The sequence below is a fragment of the Klebsiella sp. HMSC16A12 genome (genome assembly GCF_001808265.1).
GTDB classification, from domain to species: Bacteria; Pseudomonadota; Gammaproteobacteria; order Enterobacterales; family Enterobacteriaceae; genus Klebsiella; species Klebsiella pneumoniae.
The window spans coordinates 1-20,136 of the sequence record NZ_KV792561.1 but is presented as its reverse complement, the minus strand read 5'-3'; the positions used below and the strand labels follow the sequence as shown (position 1 = coordinate 20,136).

Annotated in this window: 20 protein-coding genes; 8 read left to right on the top strand and 12 right to left on the bottom strand. The window is 56.9% G+C overall.

Annotated features, from left to right (window positions below):
* Window positions 1-16: 16 nt before the first annotated feature.
* The 7 genes from lepB to rseD all read right to left on the bottom strand — a co-directional run bounded on the left by lepB (window position 17) and on the right by rseD (window position 5,774).
* Complete coding sequence (gene lepB / locus HMPREF3140_RS06525; RefSeq protein WP_070552890.1) at window positions 17-991, bottom strand: signal peptidase I; 975 nt, start codon at window positions 989-991, stop codon at window positions 17-19.
* Between the two features lie 15 nt (window positions 992-1,006).
* Window positions 1,007-2,806 (bottom strand): translation elongation factor 4, encoded by a 1,800-nt coding sequence (lepA, locus tag HMPREF3140_RS06520; RefSeq protein ID WP_002914069.1) that lies wholly within the window; start codon window positions 2,804-2,806, stop codon window positions 1,007-1,009.
* Window positions 2,807-2,991: 185 nt separating this feature from the next.
* On the bottom strand, window positions 2,992-3,471 hold the full coding sequence (gene rseC, locus HMPREF3140_RS06515) for a SoxR-reducing system protein RseC (RefSeq protein ID WP_004144354.1): 480 nt from the start codon (window positions 3,469-3,471) through the stop codon (window positions 2,992-2,994).
* Complete coding sequence (rseB, locus tag HMPREF3140_RS06510; RefSeq protein WP_002914070.1) at window positions 3,468-4,424, bottom strand: sigma-E factor regulatory protein RseB; 957 nt, start codon at window positions 4,422-4,424, stop codon at window positions 3,468-3,470. The genes rseC and rseB overlap by 4 nt, the downstream gene beginning before the upstream one ends.
* A complete protein-coding gene (rseA, locus tag HMPREF3140_RS06505; protein WP_002914072.1) occupies window positions 4,424-5,074 on the bottom strand; it encodes an anti-sigma-E factor RseA in 651 nt (216 codons plus the stop codon). Before rseA ends, rseB begins: the two co-directional genes overlap by 1 nt.
* A gap of 32 nt (window positions 5,075-5,106) precedes the next feature.
* Window positions 5,107-5,682 (bottom strand): RNA polymerase sigma factor RpoE, encoded by a 576-nt coding sequence (gene rpoE / locus HMPREF3140_RS06500; RefSeq protein WP_002914074.1) that lies wholly within the window; start codon window positions 5,680-5,682, stop codon window positions 5,107-5,109.
* Window positions 5,679-5,774, bottom strand: coding sequence for a rpoE leader peptide RseD (rseD, locus tag HMPREF3140_RS29620; protein ID WP_121980491.1), 96 nt, complete (start codon window positions 5,772-5,774; stop codon window positions 5,679-5,681). The genes rpoE and rseD overlap by 4 nt, the downstream gene beginning before the upstream one ends.
* Before the next feature lie 328 nt (window positions 5,775-6,102).
* Between rseD and nadB the strand changes: the two genes are divergently transcribed.
* A complete protein-coding gene (nadB, locus tag HMPREF3140_RS06495) occupies window positions 6,103-7,722 on the top strand; it encodes an L-aspartate oxidase (protein WP_004144357.1) in 1,620 nt (539 codons plus the stop codon).
* On the opposite strand, the gene trmN is transcribed toward nadB, so the two are convergent.
* Window positions 7,707-8,444, bottom strand: a complete 738-nt coding sequence (gene trmN / locus HMPREF3140_RS06490) for a tRNA(1)(Val) (adenine(37)-N(6))-methyltransferase TrmN (protein WP_002914079.1) — start codon at window positions 8,442-8,444, stop codon at window positions 7,707-7,709. The genes nadB and trmN overlap by 16 nt on opposite strands.
* A 131-nt stretch (window positions 8,445-8,575) precedes the next feature.
* Here trmN and srmB point away from each other — a divergent pair, with 131 nt between their 5' ends.
* Window positions 8,576-9,907, top strand: a complete 1,332-nt coding sequence (gene srmB, locus HMPREF3140_RS06485; protein ID WP_002914082.1) for an ATP-dependent RNA helicase SrmB — start codon at window positions 8,576-8,578, stop codon at window positions 9,905-9,907.
* 45 nt (window positions 9,908-9,952) lie between these two features.
* Here srmB and grcA read toward each other — a convergent pair whose 3' ends face one another.
* A complete protein-coding gene (gene grcA / locus HMPREF3140_RS06480) occupies window positions 9,953-10,336 on the bottom strand; it encodes an autonomous glycyl radical cofactor GrcA (RefSeq protein WP_002914084.1) in 384 nt (127 codons plus the stop codon).
* A 313-nt stretch (window positions 10,337-10,649) separates the two neighbouring features.
* Between grcA and ung the strand changes: the two genes are divergently transcribed.
* A complete protein-coding gene (ung, locus tag HMPREF3140_RS06475; protein ID WP_032412170.1) occupies window positions 10,650-11,339 on the top strand; it encodes a uracil-DNA glycosylase in 690 nt (229 codons plus the stop codon).
* Window positions 11,340-11,397: 58 nt separating this feature from the next.
* On the opposite strand, the gene HMPREF3140_RS06470 is transcribed toward ung, so the two are convergent.
* On the bottom strand, window positions 11,398-12,483 hold the full coding sequence (locus HMPREF3140_RS06470; protein WP_002914089.1) for a tRNA/rRNA methyltransferase: 1,086 nt from the start codon (window positions 12,481-12,483) through the stop codon (window positions 11,398-11,400).
* Between the two features lie 203 nt (window positions 12,484-12,686).
* On the opposite strand from HMPREF3140_RS06470, the gene trxC reads away from it, so the two are divergent.
* The 5 genes from trxC to HMPREF3140_RS06445 all read left to right on the top strand — a co-directional run bounded on the left by trxC (window position 12,687) and on the right by HMPREF3140_RS06445 (window position 18,407).
* Window positions 12,687-13,112, top strand: coding sequence for a thioredoxin TrxC (gene trxC, locus HMPREF3140_RS06465; protein WP_002914091.1), 426 nt, complete (start codon window positions 12,687-12,689; stop codon window positions 13,110-13,112).
* 69 nt (window positions 13,113-13,181) lie between these two features.
* The gene (tapT, locus tag HMPREF3140_RS06460) at window positions 13,182-13,880 is read left to right on the top strand and encodes a tRNA-uridine aminocarboxypropyltransferase (protein ID WP_002914092.1); all 699 of its coding nucleotides are present in this window, start codon (window positions 13,182-13,184) and stop codon (window positions 13,878-13,880) included.
* A 34-nt stretch (window positions 13,881-13,914) separates the two neighbouring features.
* On the top strand, window positions 13,915-16,566 hold the full coding sequence (locus HMPREF3140_RS06455; protein ID WP_004144363.1) for a bifunctional acetate--CoA ligase family protein/GNAT family N-acetyltransferase: 2,652 nt from the start codon (window positions 13,915-13,917) through the stop codon (window positions 16,564-16,566).
* Window positions 16,567-16,686: 120 nt separating this feature from the next.
* Complete coding sequence (gene pssA, locus HMPREF3140_RS06450; protein ID WP_004180947.1) at window positions 16,687-18,042, top strand: CDP-diacylglycerol--serine O-phosphatidyltransferase; 1,356 nt, start codon at window positions 16,687-16,689, stop codon at window positions 18,040-18,042.
* A 41-nt stretch (window positions 18,043-18,083) separates the two neighbouring features.
* Window positions 18,084-18,407, top strand: a complete 324-nt coding sequence (locus tag HMPREF3140_RS06445; protein ID WP_002914095.1) for a YfiM family lipoprotein — start codon at window positions 18,084-18,086, stop codon at window positions 18,405-18,407.
* Window positions 18,408-18,410: 3 nt separating this feature from the next.
* Here HMPREF3140_RS06445 and HMPREF3140_RS06440 read toward each other — a convergent pair whose 3' ends face one another.
* Both HMPREF3140_RS06440 and HMPREF3140_RS29095 read right to left on the bottom strand, forming a co-directional pair.
* Window positions 18,411-19,709 carry an MFS transporter gene (locus HMPREF3140_RS06440; RefSeq protein ID WP_004144368.1) on the bottom strand — a complete coding sequence of 433 codons (1,299 nt, stop codon included), beginning with the start codon at window positions 19,707-19,709 and terminating at the stop codon, window positions 18,411-18,413.
* 214 nt (window positions 19,710-19,923) lie between these two features.
* Window positions 19,924-20,136: ribonuclease H family protein (locus HMPREF3140_RS29095; RefSeq protein ID WP_217628961.1), on the bottom strand; the 213-nt coding region annotated here is incomplete at its 5' end.

Below are 20,136 nucleotides of genomic sequence, written 5' to 3'. Positions count from 1 at the left end.
AATTCAGCAGAGGAAATTAATGAATTCCACCAATGCGCGATAACCGCACGCCGGTCGGCCATTCACCTTCCTGCTTTTCAAAACTCATCCAGATAGCGGTTGCTTTTCCGACCAGGTTGGCTTCCGGCACAAAGCCCCAGTACCGGCTGTCGGCGCTGTTATCCCGGTTGTCGCCCATCATGAAGTACTGACCGGGCGGCACAATCCAGGTGGCCAGCGGCAGACCGGACTGATGGTAGTACATCCCAACCTGATCCTGGGCAATCGGCACCATCAGAATTCGGTGCGTCACGTCGCCCAATGTCTCCTGACGCTCGGTAAGACGAATGCCGTCGGCTTTGGTTTCGCCCTTCGGCAACTGCCAGAAACCGCTGCTCGCTTCGCCGCCGTTGCTGCGGGAGAAGGTCTGAACAAAATCGCTCGGCTCCACGTTGGAATAGGTCACCGGCAGCGCGTTGCCGCAGGCCTGTCCGGAACTGCAGCCCGGCTGAATAGTGACCTGTTTGGCAACCGGATCGTAGGTGACCTTATCACCCGGTAACCCCACCGCGCGCTTAATGTAGTCCAGACGCGGGTCTTCCGGATATTTAAACACCACGACGTCGCCGCGCTTCGGATGGCCGGTCTCGATCAGCGTTTTCTGGTAGATAGGATCTTTAATGCCGTAGGCAAATTTCTCCACCAGAATAAAATCGCCGATGAGCAGCGTTGGCATCATCGAACCTGAAGGGATCTGGAAAGGCTCATAAATAAATGAACGTACCACCAGAACGATCGCCAGCACCGGGAAAACCGATGCGCCGGTTTCCAGCCAGCCCGGTTTCGGGCCGACTTTCTTCAGCGTCTTCTTGTCCAGTTGCTCGCCGGTCGCTGCCTGAGCAGCGGCCTGACGTTCACGACGTTTCGGTGCAAAAATGAACTTGTCCAGGCACCATAAAACGCCCGTCACCAGGGTTGCAATCACCAGGATCAGGGCAAACATGTTCGCCATGCCAACTCCTTAGGGTTATTTGCCGTCTTTACCAACGTGCAGAATGGCGAGGAACGCTTCCTGCGGCAGCTCAACGTTACCGACCTGCTTCATACGCTTCTTACCTTCTTTCTGCTTCTGCAGCAGCTTTTTCTTACGGCTGACGTCGCCGCCGTAGCATTTCGCCAGGACGTTTTTACGCAGCTGTTTCACCGTAGAGCGCGCGATAATGTGGTTACCGATGGCCGCCTGAATCGCGATATCGAACTGCTGACGCGGAATCAGATCTTTCATCTTTTCCACCAGCTCGCGGCCGCGATACGGCGCGTTATCGTTGTGGGTGATCAGCGCCAGCGCATCGACGCGCTCACCGTTGATCAGCACATCGACGCGTACCATGTTCGACGCCTGGAAGCGTTTGAAGTTGTAGTCCAGCGACGCATAGCCGCGGGAGGTGGACTTCAGGCGGTCGAAGAAGTCGAGAACCACTTCCGCCATCGGAATTTCATAGGTCAGCGCCACCTGTTTACCGTGGTAAACCATGTTGGTCTGCACCCCACGCTTCTCGACACACAAGGTAATCACGTTGCCGAGGAACTCCTGCGGCAGCAGCATGTGACACTCGGCGATCGGCTCGCGCAGCTCCTGAATATTATTCAGCGGCGGCAGCTTGGACGGGCTGTCGACGTAGATAACTTCTTTGGAGGTGGTCTCTACTTCGTAGACTACCGTCGGCGCGGTGGTGATCAGGTCGAGATCGTATTCACGCTCCAGACGCTCCTGAATGATCTCCATGTGCAGCAGGCCGAGGAAGCCGCAGCGGAAGCCGAAGCCCAGCGCGGTAGAGCTTTCCGGCTCGTAGAACAGAGAGGCATCGTTAAGGCTCAGTTTGCCCAGCGCGTCGCGGAAAGCTTCATAATCATCGGAGCTCACCGGGAACAGGCCGGCATACACCTGCGGTTTCACCTTCTTAAAGCCAGGCAGCGCTTTGTCTGCCGGGTTGCGGGCGGCGGTCAGGGTATCGCCCACCGGCGCGCCGAGGATGTCTTTGATCGCGCAGACCAGCCAGCCTACCTCGCCGCATTTCAGCTCGGTACGGTCAACCTGTTTCGGGGTGAAGATGCCCAGACGATCAGCGTTATACACCTGGCCGGTGCTCATGACCTTGATCTTGTCGCCCTTGCGCATGGTGCCGTTTTTAATCCGCACCAGCGAAACCACGCCGAGGTAGTTATCGAACCAGGAGTCGATAATCAGCGCCTGCAGCGGCGCGTCCGGATCGCCTTCCGGCGGTGGGATATCGCGCACCAGACGCTCCAGCACGTCGGTCACGCCGACGCCGGTTTTCGCTGAGCAGCGCACCGCGTCGTGGGCGTCGATCCCGACGATATCTTCAATCTCGTCCGCTACGCGCTCAGGGTCGGCCGCAGGCAGGTCGATCTTGTTGAGTACCGGAACCACTTCGAGATCCATCTCCATGGCGGTGTAGCAGTTGGCCAAGGTCTGGGCTTCTACCCCCTGCCCGGCGTCTACCACCAGCAGCGCGCCTTCGCACGCGGCAAGAGAACGGGAAACTTCATAAGAGAAGTCCACGTGGCCCGGGGTGTCGATAAAGTTCAGCTGGTAGGTCTCACCGTCGCTGGCCTTATAGTCCAGGGTGACGCTCTGCGCCTTGATGGTGATCCCGCGTTCGCGCTCAAGATCCATGGAGTCCAGAACCTGGGCTTCCATTTCACGATCAGAAAGGCCACCGCAAATCTGGATGATACGGTCAGACAGCGTCGACTTACCGTGGTCGATGTGAGCGATGATCGAAAAGTTACGTATATTCTTCATATTTAGAGTTAATTATGCCTTACGAGTATCATGAGGCCGCTGTACTGTGCCTGACGTTTTTTAATCCGAAAACGCCGCATTCTACACTACATCCGCGAAACCAGGAAATGCTGTTAGATCCAGCATACCCGCAGAAATTGTGGCGTTGTAACAGGAAAGGTAAATAAAGATAAGGGCCAGTGAAATCACTGGCCCATGTCGGAGGAAGGCGTATCAACACGCAGCAGATCCGGCGGCAGTGCGACGTTCAAAATCACCGGCTGCCAGGACTGACGTGCCGCCAGTCGCGGCGACAGACCGCGCGCCACCAGGAAGCCGCCGACGCCGCCCAGCAGCGCGCCGCAAAGTGACGCAATATCGCTGGCAAACAGCACCTGAAAAATAGACGCCATTACAAACAGCCCCGCCAGCGGCGCCATATACACCAGCATCGCTGAGCCCAGCAGGCTGCTTTCAGCGATCCCCAGCTCCACTTTTTGCCCCGCGGCCAACGGCTGCTCGCAGGGCACGCTAATGGTATGGCTGGTCTGCGGCCCCAGCTTGTTTAGCACCCGGCTACCACAGCCGGCACGGGAGGCGCAGCTGCTGCAGGAGGCTTTAACGTCGCAGTGCACCTGCGCCACGCCGTTATGCCAGGAAACCACGGTAGCCCACTCTTTAATCATTGTACTGCCTTGAATTTAATACTGTCAGAGATACGCTTCGCCGTCTGCGGCGGCAGCTCGCCCACTACGGTTATCTCCGCGTTATCGCGCACCGTCGTGCTGACGGTGCGTCGGCCGGTGCGCAACAGCTGGTCGCTGCTGGCCGCCGTGGCGCGGTTGATATTGATCGAGAAGCTGAACAAGCCGTCGGAATAGAGACGTGATTCTACCGGACCGTCAAAGGTGGGAAGACGGCGCTGGCTGCTGGAAACCTCAGTCACGCCCTGCGGGAGCCACGTCGGCGCCCAGTTGAAGTTGGCTTTGTCGCCTCCTTCAGGCACCGACAGCTGCGGCGGCAAATTCGCTTTTGCCAGCGTCTCCATGCTGGCGCTGACGTTATCGCCAACGTTGAAGGAGACGACCCGGAACTGCTCCAGCGTTTCCCCGTCGCGGTCGAGCAAATCGACGCGCAGCGGCAGCTTGGTTTCAGCATCCAGCCAGGCGATAAAGCTGTAGCGCGTGCCGTCGCGAGCCACGACGCGGATCACGTCGCAGAGGCGGTCAGCGATACGGGTACGGCCCACGGAGATAAAATCATACGCCGCGGAGAGGCGTTTGAAATCGCTATATACCAGCGATGGCAGCGAATCGACGATATAGTCCCCGTTCAGGGTGAACGGATCGAGACCGGGTTCAAAATAGCTGATTTCCGTGCCGCGCAGGACCACTTCCCGGCGCGGACCGTCCAGCTGCAGCAACTGCGCCAGCGGTTGGTTGTTCAGTCGCGCGTGACGATAGCGCAGCGACTCAACGCCTTGTTTGCTGATGCTAACAAAAGACAGCTCATAATTGAGAGACTGGCTGGCCAGGTTCATCTGCTGCAACAACGCCCCGGACGATGTATCAGCCGAGGCGTTGACAGAGAACAACAGGCTGCCTGCCATGAGCGACATGGCACACCAAAGTTGCTTCATTACTGCGATTGCGTTCCTAAAGTTTGATAGCCCGGTACCTGGACTGCGGCCTGCTGAGTCTGGGCCTGGCCAAACTGAAGCTGCTCAGCGTGCAGGCGGCGCTGCAGTTCGTAGTCCTGCAGCATGGCGTTAATTCGGCGGCGCTGTTCCTGGACCTGCGCCTGCTGGCCGCTTCCCGCTGACGCGTCAGCCGGCACGCCAAGACTTACCGGGCTTGCTTTACCCATCATGGGCAGCGTATTGAACACCGGCGCTTCTGGCTGCTGAGCGGAATCAGACTGACCATTATAGTGCTGGACGCCGACGATAACCGCAAGCGATACGCAGGCGGCAACGCCCATTTGAGTCAGGGAGCTGGCCCACGGACGCACCTTGTTCCAGAACGGCATCTGCCGCCACTGATGCGGTGCGGGCTGAGATTCAGGAATAAGCGGCGCCGTCTGACGAACGGGCTCATTTTCAATGGCGGCCATCACCCGGGCGGAGATATCAAATTGCAGCACCTCAGCGGTATCGCCACGCAGCGTATCGCGGATAAGGTGATAACTCTCCCAGGTTTTTTGCATCTCAGAAGAACGACTCAGCTCGTTGAGCAGTTCGTTATCCAGCGTTTCACCATCCATTAAAGCCGAAAGTTTTTCTTTCTGCATGCCTGATACCCTTTTCCAGTATTCCGCTATCGTCAACGCCTGATAAGCGGTTGAACTTTATTATCAATAGCTTCTCGCGCCCGGAAGATACGCGAACGCACCGTCCCAACCGGACAATCCATGATAGCGGCTATCTCTTCATAGCTCAGGCCATCCAGCTCCCGTAACGTAATTGCCATGCGTAAATCTTCCGGGAGCGATTCAATGGTACGAAAAACTATTTGTCTCAGTTCTTCTGACAACATTAAGTTCTCAGGGTTCGAAATTTCTTTCAACGCCCCGCCGCTTTCGAAGTTTTCCGCCTCGTTGGCGTCAACATCGCTGGACGGCGGACGGCGCCCCTGAGCAACCAGATAATTCTTCGCCGTGTTGACGGCGATACGGTATAACCAGGTGTAAAAAGCGCTATCTCCCCGGAAAGAGTCCAGCGCACGCCATGCCTTAACGAACGATTCCTGAACAACGTCAGCGATATCGCCCGGCGGTACATAGCGGGAAACCAGGCTCGCGACCTTATGCTGATAGCGCACTACCAGCAAATTAAACGCTTTCTGATCTCCTTTCTGGACCCGTTCAACAAGGACCTGATCCGTTAACTGCTCGCTCATCCGAGGTAATGTCTCCCCAAACCCAATTCCCATGCGTCTTCAAAACACCACCCAAAATCTGCATTATGAGCAAGCTGACTGTTGGAGTGCATGAAAACAATAAAGTTCCGTTACGCTTTTTGTTTTTTGTCTGGCAACGGCGGCAGATCGTTATCAATCATTATATGCCCAGGTTGCTAAACGATAGGTAAGTCAATAAGAAAAAGCGCAGGCCCGTCTGAAGGGTATCGTAACACGCCGTTTATTTCACTATAAAATCCAATGCCATCAACCTTCCCCGCATCTCATTTTCAGCGCGCAAGACGCCGTTTCCGTTCGCCTTTTGTTTAGCCGTCACAACAGCAGACAAAAAAATTGTACGATTCCTCACGGACCGGTGCTATTGTGAGCTAAACGTGTTTAGTAAATTAAACAAAGACAATGAATACCACTCCTGACTTCTCTTGTGATGTGTTGATTATCGGCAGCGGCGCTGCCGGTCTTTCCCTTGCCCTGCGCCTGGCTGAGCACAGTTCGGTGACCGTGCTGAGTAAAGGGCCGATCAGCGAAGGTTCGACGTTCTACGCCCAGGGAGGGATTGCCGCCGTCTTCGATGAGACGGACAGTATTGAATCCCATGTCGAAGATACCCTCATCGCCGGCGCGGGACTCTGCGATCGTCATGCGGTCACCTTCGTCGCCAGCAACGCCCGATCATGCGTCCAGTGGCTTATCGATCAGGGAGTGCTGTTTGACACCCAGGTCCAGGCCAATGGCGAAGAGAGCTATCATCTCACGCGCGAAGGGGGGCACAGCCATCGGCGCATTCTTCACGCCGCCGACGCCACCGGCAAAGCGGTAGAGACGACGCTGGTCGATAAAGCGCTTGCCCATCCTAATATCCGCATCCTTGAGCGCAGCAATGCCGTCGATTTAATCGTATCGGATAAGATTGGCCTGCCGGGCACCCGCCGGGTGGTCGGGGCATGGATCTGGAATCGTAATAAAGAGCGGGTGGAAACCTGCAGCGCGAAAGCCGTAGTACTCGCTACCGGCGGGGCCGCGAAGGTTTATCAATATACCACTAACCCCGACGTCTCTTCCGGAGACGGGATTGCGATGGCCTGGCGGGCGGGATGTCGGGTGGCGAATCTGGAGTTTAACCAGTTCCACCCCACCGCGCTATATCACCCCCAGGCGCGTAATTTCCTGCTTACTGAAGCGCTGCGCGGCGAAGGCGCCCACCTTAAACGCCCGGATGGCACCCGCTTTATGCCGGACTTTGACGAGCGCGGCGAGCTGGCCCCGCGCGATATCGTCGCCCGCGCCATCGACCATGAAATGAAGCGCCTGGGCGTAGACTGTATGTTCCTTGATATCAGCCATAAACCCGAGGCGTTTGTTCGCCAGCATTTCCCGATGATTTATGAAAAGCTGCTCGGCCTGGGAATTGATTTAACCAAAGATCCGGTGCCGGTCGTCCCCGCCGCGCATTACACCTGCGGCGGCGTGATGGTGGATGATAATGGCCGCACCGACGTCGATGGTTTATACGCCATCGGCGAAGTTAGCTACACCGGGCTGCACGGCGCGAATCGTATGGCGTCGAACTCGTTGCTGGAGTGCCTGGTCTATGGCTGGTCCGCCGCGGAGGATATTACCCGGCGCCTGCCGCTCGCCCAGAAGGTCGCCACGCTGCCAGCTTGGGATGAAAGTCAGGTGGAGATCCCGGATGAACTGGTGGTTATCCAGCACAACTGGCACGAACTGCGCCTGCTGATGTGGGATTACGTGGGGATTGTGCGCACCACCCGCAGGCTGGAGCGCGCCCTGCGGCGCATTACCATGCTCCAGCAGGAGCTGGATGAGTATTACGCCCGCTTCCGCGTCTCGAATAATTTGCTGGAACTGCGCAATCTGGTGCAGGTGGCGGAGCTTATCGTACGCTGCGCGATGTTGCGTAAGGAGAGCCGCGGTCTGCATTATACCCTCGACTATCCGCAGCCGCTGCCTGACAGCGGCCCGTCGATACTCTCGCCCCTGGCTCACATAAAGAGATAAAAGTCCTCGGTCAGAGCGGTAAAGCCTTCCGAATATTGCTGCTCTGGCCCGCGGATCGCCAGCCTGTCGCTGAAACACTCCCCTGCCGTCGGGGAGAAAGCCAGCAGCACCCGATGCGGCGGTCGCAGCTCGGTCTCCGCCACGTCAGTACGCAGTCGCAGATGCCAGCCCATCGCCCTTGCCCGTTCGATGAACGCATTACCAATATCCACCGGCAACACCACGCAAAAAAAACCTTCTTCGGTAATATGCTCTGCGGCACAGGTCAGCAGGGAGGCGTGATCGAGCGTAGTGGTGTACCGCGCCTGCTCTCGCTGCGAGGTCGCGCATGGCACGCCTTCGGCAAAAAAGGGCGGATTACTGATTATCAGTTCATAGCGTCGAGTTTGCGACGGCTGCCACTGATGAATATCGGCCTGCCAGACCTCAATCCGCGAAGCCCACGGCGACGCGAGGGCGTTTTCCCGCGCCTGAGCGGCGGCCTCTTCGTCCAGTTCTACCGCCTCGACATGCACATCATCTCCGGTACGCTGCGCGAGCATCAGCGCCAGCAAGCCGCTGCCCGCGCCAATATCCAGCACATGCTTCACTCCGGCAATCGGCGCCCAGGCGCCCAGCAAAATACCGTCGGTACCCACCTTCATGGCGCAGCGATCGTGAGCGACAAAGAACCGTTTGAAGGTAAAACCATTGCGCGGCAGCGCAAACTTCGACTGAGACATCCTCAATAACCTTGCCGACAAAAACTCCTGAACCTAAGGCTATGCACAATACCGGAGAACAGATAGCCTTACAAACAGATGAACATTACGTCAGTAACGTCTATAATCGGCGGCCCACTCAGAGGTAGAACATGACTGTAACGACTTTTTCCGAACTTGAACTCGACGAAAACCTGCTGGAAGCCCTCCAGGATAAAGGTTTCACTCGCCCGACAGCCATTCAGGCCGCCGCTATTCCGCCTGCGCTCGATGGCCGTGACATTCTCGGTTCAGCGCCGACCGGCACCGGTAAAACGGCGGCGTATCTGCTGCCAGCGTTGCAGCACCTGCTCGATTTCCCGCGTAAGAAATCCGGCCCGCCGCGCATTCTTATCCTGACGCCGACCCGTGAGCTGGCGATGCAGGTGGCCGACCACGCCCGCGAGCTGGCGAAGCATACCCATCTGGACATTGCTACCATTACCGGCGGCGTGGCGTACATGAACCACGCGGAAGTGTTCAGCGAAAACCAGGACATCGTAGTCGCCACCACCGGTCGCCTGCTGCAATATATTAAAGAAGAGAATTTCGACTGCCGCGCCGTCGAGACCCTAATCCTCGATGAAGCCGACCGCATGCTGGATATGGGTTTTGCCCAGGATATCGAAACCATCGCCGGTGAAACTCGCTGGCGCAAGCAGACTATGCTGTTCTCCGCGACGCTGGAAGGCGATGCGATCAAAGACTTTGCTGAGCGTCTGCTGGAGGAGCCGGTTGAAGTTTCCGCCAATCCGTCAACCCGCGAGCGTAAGAAAATCCATCAGTGGTACTACCGCGCCGACGATATCGAACATAAAACCAAACTGCTGGTGAATCTGCTGCAACAGCCGGAAGCCACCCGCGCTATCGTGTTTGTGCGTAAGCGTGAGCGCGTGCATGAGCTGGCTAACTGGCTGCGTGAGGCCGGGATTAACACCTGCTGGCTGGAAGGCGAGATGGTGCAGGCCAAGCGAAACGAAGCTATCAAGCGCCTGACCGACGGCCGCGTCAACGTGCTGATCGCCACCGACGTCGCTGCCCGCGGTATCGATATTCCGGACGTCAGCCACGTCTTTAACTTCGATATGCCGCGTACCGCGGATACCTACCTGCACCGTATCGGTCGTACCGGCCGCGCCGGTAAAAAAGGGACCGCCATTTCTCTGGTCGAGGCTCATGACCACCTGCTGCTGGGTAAGATTGGTCGCTATATTGAAGAGCCGTTGAAAGCCAGAGTTATCGATGAACTGCGCCCGACGACCCGTGCGCCGAGCGAGAAGCTGACGGGTAAGCCATCGAAGAAAGTGCTGGCGAAGCGTGCGCAGAAGAAAAAAGATGAAAAAGAGAAACCGCGGGTGAAGAAGCGCCACCGCGATACGAAAAATATCGGTAAGCGCCGGAAGCCAAGCGCGGCCGGGACGCCATCAGCGTCCAGCGATGAGTAAAAAAAACGCCGGGATATCCCGGCGTTTTCACATCTGGCGTTAGCCTTACAGGCTTTCGGTAAAGGTACGGGCGATAACGTCGCGCTGCTGTTCCGGCGTCAGAGAGTTGAAGCGTACCGCGTAGCCGGAAACACGAATGGTCAGCTGCGGATATTTTTCCGGATGCTCAACCGCGTCCAGCAGGGTTTCGCGACGCAGCACGTTAACGTTCAGGTGCTGACCGCCTTCGACGCGCACTTCCGGTTTCACGTCCACCGGGATTTCACGGTATTCGATTTCACCCAGTTTGCTTACCGCAACCACATCATCTTCCGCAAAACCACCTTTGGCGCACAGGCAGCGCGCTTCGCCTTTTTCGCTATCCAGCAGCCAGAAAGAGTTGAGCAGGTCGTCGTTTGCCGCTTTTGTAATTTGGATACCAGTAATCATTTGATGCCTCCCAGGCAGTGTTTATTCGATTTTGGCCTCTTCGCGGCCAATTGGTAAAACCATTGTTGTATGAGTGTATATATATCAGCCGCACCCTCGGCATTCCTTGATATAAATCAATAAAAACCACTCACCCAACGTGGGTATAGGAGGTTTTTATTGTTTTACATCAAGTTACGCCATTGTGAGCTATAAATAATTTTGTAAATTTTCAATTTTTTTTTGCATAAAAGCCGGCATCAGGCCGTACCGATTTTGTTCTATAGAAAGAAGCCGTTAAGCTATAGCGATGACCCTTTTGCAGGAGAGCAAGATGACCACCCCTTTAACCTGGCATGACGTGCTGGCGGATGAAAAGCAACAACCCTATTTTCTCAATACTCTGAAGACCGTCGCCGAAGAGCGCCAGTCGGGGATCACCATCTATCCACCGCAAAAAGACGTCTTCAATGCGTTTCGCTTTACTGAACTGGGCGATGTCAAAGTCGTCATTCTCGGCCAGGACCCCTATCACGGCCCGGGTCAGGCCCATGGTCTGGCGTTCTCAGTTCGTCCGGGCGTCGCGATCCCGCCTTCGTTGCTGAATATGTATAAAGAGCTGGAGGCCACGATCCCCGGCTTTACCCGCCCCACCCACGGTTATCTCGAAAGCTGGGCACGACAGGGCGTGCTGCTGCTGAATACGGTCCTGACCGTCCGCGCCGGACAGGCGCACTCGCACGCCAGTCTGGGCTGGGAGACCTTTACCGATAAGGTTATCGCTTTAATCAATGAGCATTGCGAGGGAGTAGTTTTTCTGCTGTGGGGCTCTCATGCGCAGAAGAAAGGCGCGATTATCGATCGTCAGCGCCACTGCGTGCTGAAGGCGCCGCATCCATCACCGCTCTCTGCGCATCGCGGCTTCTTTGGCTGCAATCATTTCGTACAGACCAACCAGTGGCTGGTTGACCGCAGCGAAACGCCGATCGACTGGATGCCGGTCCTTCCCGCTGAAAGCGAGTGATTGACAGCCATAAAAAAAAGCCAGCATCAGCTGGCTTTTTTGCATTCAAAGGCCGATATCAGGCCTTATTCTGACGCCACCATTCCGCCAGCAGGACGCCGGTCGCCACAGAGACGTTCAGGCTTTCGACATTACCGGTACCGTCGATGGCAACGCTGAGATCGGCGCTGGAAATCGCCGCATCGGACAGACCATCACGTTCCTGGCCTAACGCCAGCACCATTTTCTTCGGCAGCTCGGCTTTAAACAGCGGGGTACCATTATGGCTGGACGTTGAGACAATCGCGTAGCCCGCTTTGCGGAACTGATCGAGGGTATCGATAAAGCTGTCGCCAGTGATCGGTTCAACATGCTCCGCACCGCCCTCCGCCGTACGGATCGCCGCCCCGGACTCCAGCACGCCAGCATCCTGAACCACCACGCCCTTCACGCCAAAGTGCGCGCAGCTGCGCATGATCGCCCCGAGATTATGTGGGTTACCCACATCTTCCAGCGCCAGAACGCAATCTTCTTCCCCGGCCTTCGCGACCCATTGAGCAACAGAAGTGCCGTGGCGTTTTTTGATCAGGAAGCAGACGCCGCCGTGGTGCTCGGTGCCGGAGGCTTTCGCCAGCTCGGCTTCGTCCACCACGTGATAGGCCTTACGGTTGGCCGCCATCCAGCGCAGCGCCTCTTTAAAGCGCGGCGTCACGCTCTGAATAAACCAGGCGCGAACGATAGCTTCCGGACGGCTCTGGAACAGCGCCTGGCAGGCGTTTTCGCCATATACGCGGGTCTCTTCCGCACGCTGACGACGCAGCACTTCCGGATCGATAAAGCTCTTCCCGCTGATCCCGCCGTGATCTTCTTTTACCGGCGTCTCATCGCCAGGAGCGCGGGAAACGGTACGCCACGGAGACGCATCGTCGCGATGAAAATCATCGCGTTTGCGATCGTCACGCTTACGGTCGTCACGTTTGCGATCGTCGCCGCGGCTGTTTCGTTCGTCACGCGCAGGGCGGCTGCGGCCGTCAACACGAGATTTTCCTGGACGACCTCCCCCTTTCCCGGTACGTGGGTTATGGGTGCGTTTGTCAGAATCATCATCACTGCGGACATACATCACTTTGACCTTGCCGCTTTTATTTTTCAGTTCGTCGCTCATCAATTTTCTCCACCTGCGCTGCGCGAAGCGCGCAGATTACCCGATGTGCCATCGCTTCGCCATGATTTCGTTTAAAAGCCGGCCTCTATTGCACTCATCGAACAAAACGCATTGTCCTCAAATAACACTTCATCGATAATATGTAACATCACAGAAACATATCGGCCACGTGCCACGTTGCAACCCATAACCAGAGGTTAGTTATGAATACCGTTTGTGCCAGTTGTCAGGCTCTGAACCGCCTCCCGGACGATCGTAGCGCGGATGGCGCAAAGTGCGGACGCTGCGGTCACGATCTTTTTGACGGCGACGTCATCAACGCGACCGGGGCAACGCTGGATAAACTCTTGAAGGACGATCTGCCGGTCGTTGTCGATTTCTGGGCGCCATGGTGCGGACCCTGCCGTAGCTTCGCGCCGATCTTTGAAGACGTCGCGGAAGAGCGTAGCGGGAAGATGCGTTTTGTGAAAGTCAACACCGAAGCGGAACGTGAGCTTAGCGCCCGGTTTCGTATCCGCAGCATCCCGACCATTATGATGTTCAAAAATGGCGAAGTGATCGACATGCTCAATGGCGCAGTGCCAAAAGCGCCATTCGATAGCTGGCTTAACGAAGCCGGCCAACAATAACCCTTCCGGGGCACCGCTTGTGCCCCGTTTTCACCTCTGCGACAATAGCGTTTTTCACTAGCGACTCCCATGACTGATAACGCTGTCCTTCGCCTGCGCGCCGAACGTCTCGCGCGAGCTACCCGCCCTTTCCTTGCTCGCGGCAATCGCATCCGCCGCTGCCAGCGCTGTCTGCTGCCGCTCAAGCAGTGCCTGTGCGCCACGTTAACCTCAGCGCAGGCCGCCAGCCGCTTCTGCCTGGTGATGTTTGATACGGAACCGATGAAGCCCAGCAACACTGGCCGGCTCATCGCCGATATTCTGCCAGATACCGAAGCGTTTCAGTGGTCGCGTACCGAACCGCCGCAGGCGCTGCTCGATCTGGTCGCCCATCCTGATTATCAGCCCATGGTCGTATTTCCGGCCTCCTATGCCGGGCCGGATCGCCAGGTCCTGAGCGCGCCGCCGTCCGGTAAACCGCCGCTGTTTATCATGCTCGACGGCACCTGGACCGAAGCGCGCAAAATGTTCCGTAAGAGTCCTTATCTCGACGCGCTGCCGATTATCTCCGTCGATCTGTCGCGCATCTCTGCCTACCATCTGCGCGAGGCGCACGCCGACGGACAATATTGTACCGCGGAAGTGGCCATCGCCCTGCTGGATCTGGCGGGCGATGCCCCGGCCGCCGCTGCGCTTGGCGAGCACTTCACCCGCTTCCGGACCCGCTATCTGGCGGGAAAAACCCAGCATAAGGGCAGTATCACAGCGGGCCAGGTGGAAAACGTTTAAAATCATTCGGTCACTGGGATGAAAGGAGACCGGTATGAGCCAACGAGGCCTGGAAGCGCTGCTGCGACCAAAGTCCATCGCCGTTATTGGCGCATCAATGAAGCCGCAGCGCGCTGGCTATCTCATGATGCGCAACCTGTTAGCCGGCGGCTTCAATGGCCCGGTGATGCCGGTCACCCCCGCCTGGAAGGCGGTTCTTGGGGTACTGGCATGGCCTACCATCGAGAGCCTGCCGTTTACCCCGGATCTGGCGGTGCTCTGTACTAACGCCAGGCGTAATCTCGAATTGCTCGAAGCCTTAGGGCAAAAAGGCTGCAAGACCTGCATCATCCTCTCTTCGCAGCCGGAACAGTACCCGGCGCTGCTCGAATGCGCCGCGCGCTATCAGATGCGTCTGCTCGGCCCCAACAGTCTCGGACTGCTGGCCCCATGGCAAGGGCTGAACGCCAGCTTTTCACCGGTGCCGATCCATCGCGGTAAACTGGCCTTTATCTCGCAGTCGGCCGCCGTCTCCAATACTATCCTTGACTGGGCGCAACAGCGCGAGATGGGTTTTTCCTACTTCATCGCCCTGGGTGATAGCCTGGATATTGATGTCGATGACCTGCTGGACTTTCTGGCCCGCGACAGCAAGACCAGCGCCATTTTGCTGTACCTCGAGCATCTCAGCGACGCGCGCCGCTTTGTCTCCGCCGCGCGCAGCGCTTCGCGAAACAAACCTATCCTGGTGATTAAAAGCGGCCGTAGTCCGGCGGCGCAGAAGCTATTGCACGCCAATTCCGGGATGGACCCGGCATGGGATGCGGCCATTCAGCGCGCTGGTCTGCTGCGGGTGCAGGATACCCATGAGCTGTTCTCTGCGGTGGAAACCCTCAGCCACATGCGCCCGCTGCGCGGTGAAAAACTGATGATCGTCAGCAACGGTGCGGCGCCGGCGGCGCTGGCGCTGGATGAGCTTTGGTTGCGAAACGGTAAGCTGGCGGCTCTCAGCGAGGAGACGCGCGACGCCCTGCGCCAGGCGTTGCCGGTTGGCGTGGAGATCGCCAACCCGCTGGATCTACGCGATGACGCCAGTAGCGAACACTATCAGCGGGCGGTGAATGTTTTGCTCAACAGTCAGGACTATGACGCGCTGCTGGTGATCCACTCTCCCAGCGCCGCCGCGCCGGGCACCGAGAGTGCCCTGGCCCTGATTGACGCTCTGAAGCATCACCCACGCGGTAAATATGTCACCGTGCTGACCAACTGGTGCGGCGAATTTTCCTCGCAGGAAGCGCGACGTTTATTCAGCGATGCCGGCCTCCCTACCTACCGTACGCCAGAGGGCACGATCACCGCTTTTATGCATATGGTGGAATACCGTCGCAACCAGAAACAACTGCGCGAGACGCCGGTGCTACCAGACTCCTTAACCGCCAATACCAGCGAGGCGCATGCTCTGCTGCAGCAAGCGATAGAAGACGGCGCCACCACGCTGGATACTCACGAGGTCAGCCCGGTGCTTCGGGCCTATGGCATCCACACGCTGCCAACCTGGATTGCCGCTGACAGCGCGGAAGCGGTGCATATCGCTGAGCAGATAGGCTATCCGGTTGCGCTGAAGCTGCGTTCTCCGGATATCCCGCACAAATCGGAAGTACAGGGGGTCATGCTCTATTTGCGTACCGCCGCCGAGGTGCAGCAGGCTGCAGATGCGATGATCGATCGCGTCAAACTGGCCTGGCCCCAGGCGCGCATCCATGGATTGCTGGTGCAAAGCATGGCCAATCGCGCTGGCGCCCAGGAGCTAAGAGTAGTGGTTGAGCACGATCCCGTCTTCGGCCCGTTGATTATGCTGGGCGAGGGCGGCGTGGAGTGGCGGGCCGAGGACCAGGCCGCCGTGGCGCTGCCGCCGCTGAATATGAACCTGGCGCGTTATCTGGTGATCCAGGCGATCAAAAATAAGAAGATCCGCGGCCGCAGCGCCTTGCGCCCGCTGGATATCGCTGGCTTAAGCCAGCTGCTGGTTCAGGTCTCGAACCTGATCGTCGACTGCCCGGAGATCCAGCGCCTGGATATTCATCCCCTGCTCGCCTCCGGCAACGAGTTTACGGCGCTTGACGTTACCCTGGGGCTTGCTCCCTTCAGCGGCGACAGTGAAAGCCGTCTCGCTATTCGTCCCTATCCGCACCAACTGGAGGAGTGGGTGGTGATGAAAAATGGCGATCGCTGTCTGTTCCGGCCGATCCTCCCGGAAGATGAGCCACAGTTGCTCGCATTTATCGCCCAGGTCACCAAAGAAGATCTCTATTATCGCTATTTTAGTGAGATCAACGAATTTACCCATGACGACTTAGCCAATATGACCCAGATCGACTACGATCGAGAAATGGCGTTCGTTGCCGTCAGGACCAGCGCAGAGAAGAGCGAGATCCTCGGCGTGACGCGGGCGATCTCCGATCCCGATAATATTGACGCCGAGTTTGCCGTTCTGGTCCGTTCAGATTTAAAAGGGTTAGGCCTGGGGCGAAGGTTGCTGGAAAAGCTGATCGCCTATACGCAAAGCCATGGCCTGCAGCGCCTTAATGGTATTACGATGCCAAATAACCGAGGCATGATAGGCCTCGCCAGAAAGCTGGGATTCACCGTCGATATTCAGCTGGAAGATGGGATTGTCAGCCTGTCGCTGCCCCTGAATCAGGGATAATCGCGCGACGCTGACCGCAATTGTTGACCACATTAGCGGGTAGTAATGGTATTATTGCCCGCTTACGTCGTCTGCATGGTACAGAAGACCCTTCAATAAACAGAGAAGAAACGCACTGTGATGTTGTCAAAATTTAAGCGTAATAAACATCAACAACACCTTGCCCAACTCCCTAAGCTTTCTCAGTCAGTTGATGATGTAGAGTTCTTTTACGCCCCTGCGGAATTCAGGGAAGCGTTACTGACCCGGATTGCCCACGCCACTCAGCGTATATGCATTATTGCGCTCTATCTGGAGCAAGATGATGGCGGAAAAGGAATTTTGCAGGCCCTTTATGACGCCAAACGCCAGCGTCCGGAACTGGATGTCCGCGTTCTGGTGGACTGGCACCGCGCTCAGCGTGGCCGTATCGGCGCCGCCGCCTCTAATACCAATGCCGACTGGTATTGTCGGATGGCCAATGAAAATCCAGGGGTAGATATCCCCGTTTACGGCGTGCCGATTAACACTCGGGAGGCGCTCGGCGTTCTCCATTTCAAAGGCTTTATTATTGATGACTGCGTCCTCTACAGCGGCGCCAGCCTGAATGATGTTTATCTGCATCAGCATGATAAGTATCGCTATGATCGCTATCAGTGCATCCGTAACGGCAAAATGGCGGACATCATGTTCGACTGGGTCGACAACAATCTGGTTCAGGGGCGCGGCGTTAACCGTCTCGACAGACCGGATCGGCCAAAAAGCCCGGAAATCAAAAACGACATTCGCCAGTACCGTCAGGAGCTCCGCGACCGCAGCTACCATTTTGTCGGCACCGCTGGTGACGAAGAACTCTCCGTCACCCCGCTGGTAGGCCTGGGTAAATCGAGCCTGCTGAATAAAACCATCTTTCACCTGATGCCCTGTGCCGAACACAAGCTGACGATCTGCACCCCCTACTTCAACCTCCCTGCCGTACTGGTAAGAAATATCATCCAGCTGCTGCGCGACGGAAAACAGGTGGAGATTATTGTCGGCGATAAAACGGCTAACGATTTCTACATTCCTGAAGATCAGCCGTTTAAAATCATCGGCGCCCTTCCCTATCTGTATGAGATCAACCTGCGGCGTTTCCTCAGCCGGCTGCAGTATTATGTCAATACCGATCAGCTGATCGTCCGCCTGTGGAAGGATGATGATAACAGCTACCACCTGAAAGGCATGTGGGTTGACGATGAGTGGATGCTGCTCACTGGCAACAACCTGAACCCGCGCGCCTGGCGGCTCGATCTGGAAAACGCCATTCTGATCCACGATCCAAAGCGGCAGTTGGGGGCCATGCGGGAGAAAGAGCTGAAGCTCATCCGCACCCACACCACGGTAGTGAAACATTATCGGGATCTGCAAAGTATCGCCGACTATCCGGTGAAAGTGCGAAAACTGATCCGCCGCCTGCGGCGGATCCGCATTGACCGGCTGATCAGCCGTATTCTCTGACTATCAGCCCCGCCTCGACGGGGCTTTTTTCTGGAAGCGCTATGCGTACGATAATAGTGATTGCTTCGCTGCTGTTAACCGGCTGCAGCCACATGGCAAATGATGCATGGTCCGGTCAGGACAAAGCCCAGCATTTTCTGGCCTCAGCGATGCTCTCTGCCGCTGGCAATGAATATGCGCAACATCAGGGTTACAGCCGGGACCGCAGCGCCGCTATCGGCCTGATGTTTTCCGTCAGCCTTGGCGCCTCAAAAGAGCTTTGGGACAGCCGCCCGGCTGGGAGCGGCTGGAGCTGGAAGGATTTTGCCTGGGATGTCGCCGGCGCGACCACCGGCTACGCTGTATGGCAGTTGGCTCATCAGTAAGCGTTACAGACGCAACCCCTTCCCTTTGCGATGCAACATCAGGGAGACAAGGAAGGCAATGGCGGCCATCACCGTCACATACCAGTAGAACGCGTGCTCTATCCCTGCCGACTTAAGCGACAGCGCGACGTACTCCGCAGAGCCGCCGAACAATGCGTTCGCGACGGCATAGGACAACCCGACCCCAAGCGCGCGAACCTGAGCCGGGAACATCTCTGCTTTCAGGATGCCGCTGATCGAGGTATAGAAACTGACAATCAGTAAGGCGCAGATCACCAGGCCGAAGGCGGCATAGGGTGAGCTCACTTTTTGCAAGGCGCTGAGAATAGGCACGGTAAATAACGTCGCCAGCACGCCAAAGCACAGCATGGAGGTCCGGCGGCCAACTTTATCCGAGAAGGCGCCGAATAGCGGCTGAACCAGCATATAAACGAACAGCGCCGCGGTCATGATCACGCTGGCGGTGCTGGCCGTCATGCCCGCCGTGTTGACCAGATACTTTTGCATATAGGTGGTGAAGGTGTAGAAGGTCAGCGATCCGGCGGCGGTAAAGCCTAACACCATCGCAAAGGCCCGGCGATTGCGCCACAACCCTTTAAATGAGCCAGCCTCTTTCAGCGCCCGGGTCTCTTGCTTCGAGGTTTCGTCCAGCTGGCGACGCAGCCACAGCGCGACGATAGCCAGTACCGCCCCGAGGGCAAAAGGAATACGCCATCCCCAGGCATGGAGATCTTCATCGCTAAGCACCTGCTGGAGCGCCACAACCACTAATACAGCCAGCAGTTGACCACCAATCAGCGTAACGTACTGGAAGGAGGCATAGAAGCCTTTCTTACCCTCCACCGCGACTTCACTCATATAGGTCGCACTGGTGCCGTATTCTCCGCCAACAGACAGCCCCTGGAACAGACGCGCCAGCAGCAGCAGCGCCGGGGCCCAGGTGCCGATCACCGCATAACCCGGCAGACAGGCAATCACCAGTGAGCCAAAGCACATCATGCAGACCGAGATAAGCATGGACGTTTTACGTCCCCGGCGGTCAGCGATCCGACCAAACAGCCATCCACCGATAGGACGCATCAGAAATCCGGCGGCAAATACGCCTGCCGTTTGCAGCAGTTGGGTGGTGGTATTTCCGGATGGAAAGAAGATGTGCGCGAAATAGAGCGAGCAGAATGAGTAAACGTAAAAATCAAACCATTCAACCAGATTCCCCGAGGAAGCGCCAACAATTGCCCAAATACGACGACGGGTATCGGCCAGTTCCGGCGCGCCCCGTTCGGTAATGCTACTTTCTGTCATTGTTATATTGCTCCAGCAAAGACTGCAATCTGTCTTGTCGGGCGTACCACGTCACGCAGACAAATTAATTAGTAAACTAAATGTTATATAATTGTTATATTTTTATATGTGATTGGATTCACATTTTTTTTCGCAAGCACGGTTTTCGCGATCATCGCCAGCGCAGGGGCAGGGAAAAAGTGGATTATGGCGAAGGGATTGCCATGACGGGGTTTTATTTTGCGTTGAAAGGAGATAATGGAGCGAACATGGCGTAATTTTCGCCGGAGGCGGTGCTGCGCACTTTGTCCGGGGTACGGTTTTGTAGCCCCGGTAAGCGCAGCGCCACCGGGGGAGATATACCCCACACAGCAAAAAACCCCGCACCTTTCGGGACGGGGTTCTTTTTAAACGCAAAAACAAAAAGCCCGGTCTTTCGACCGGGCTT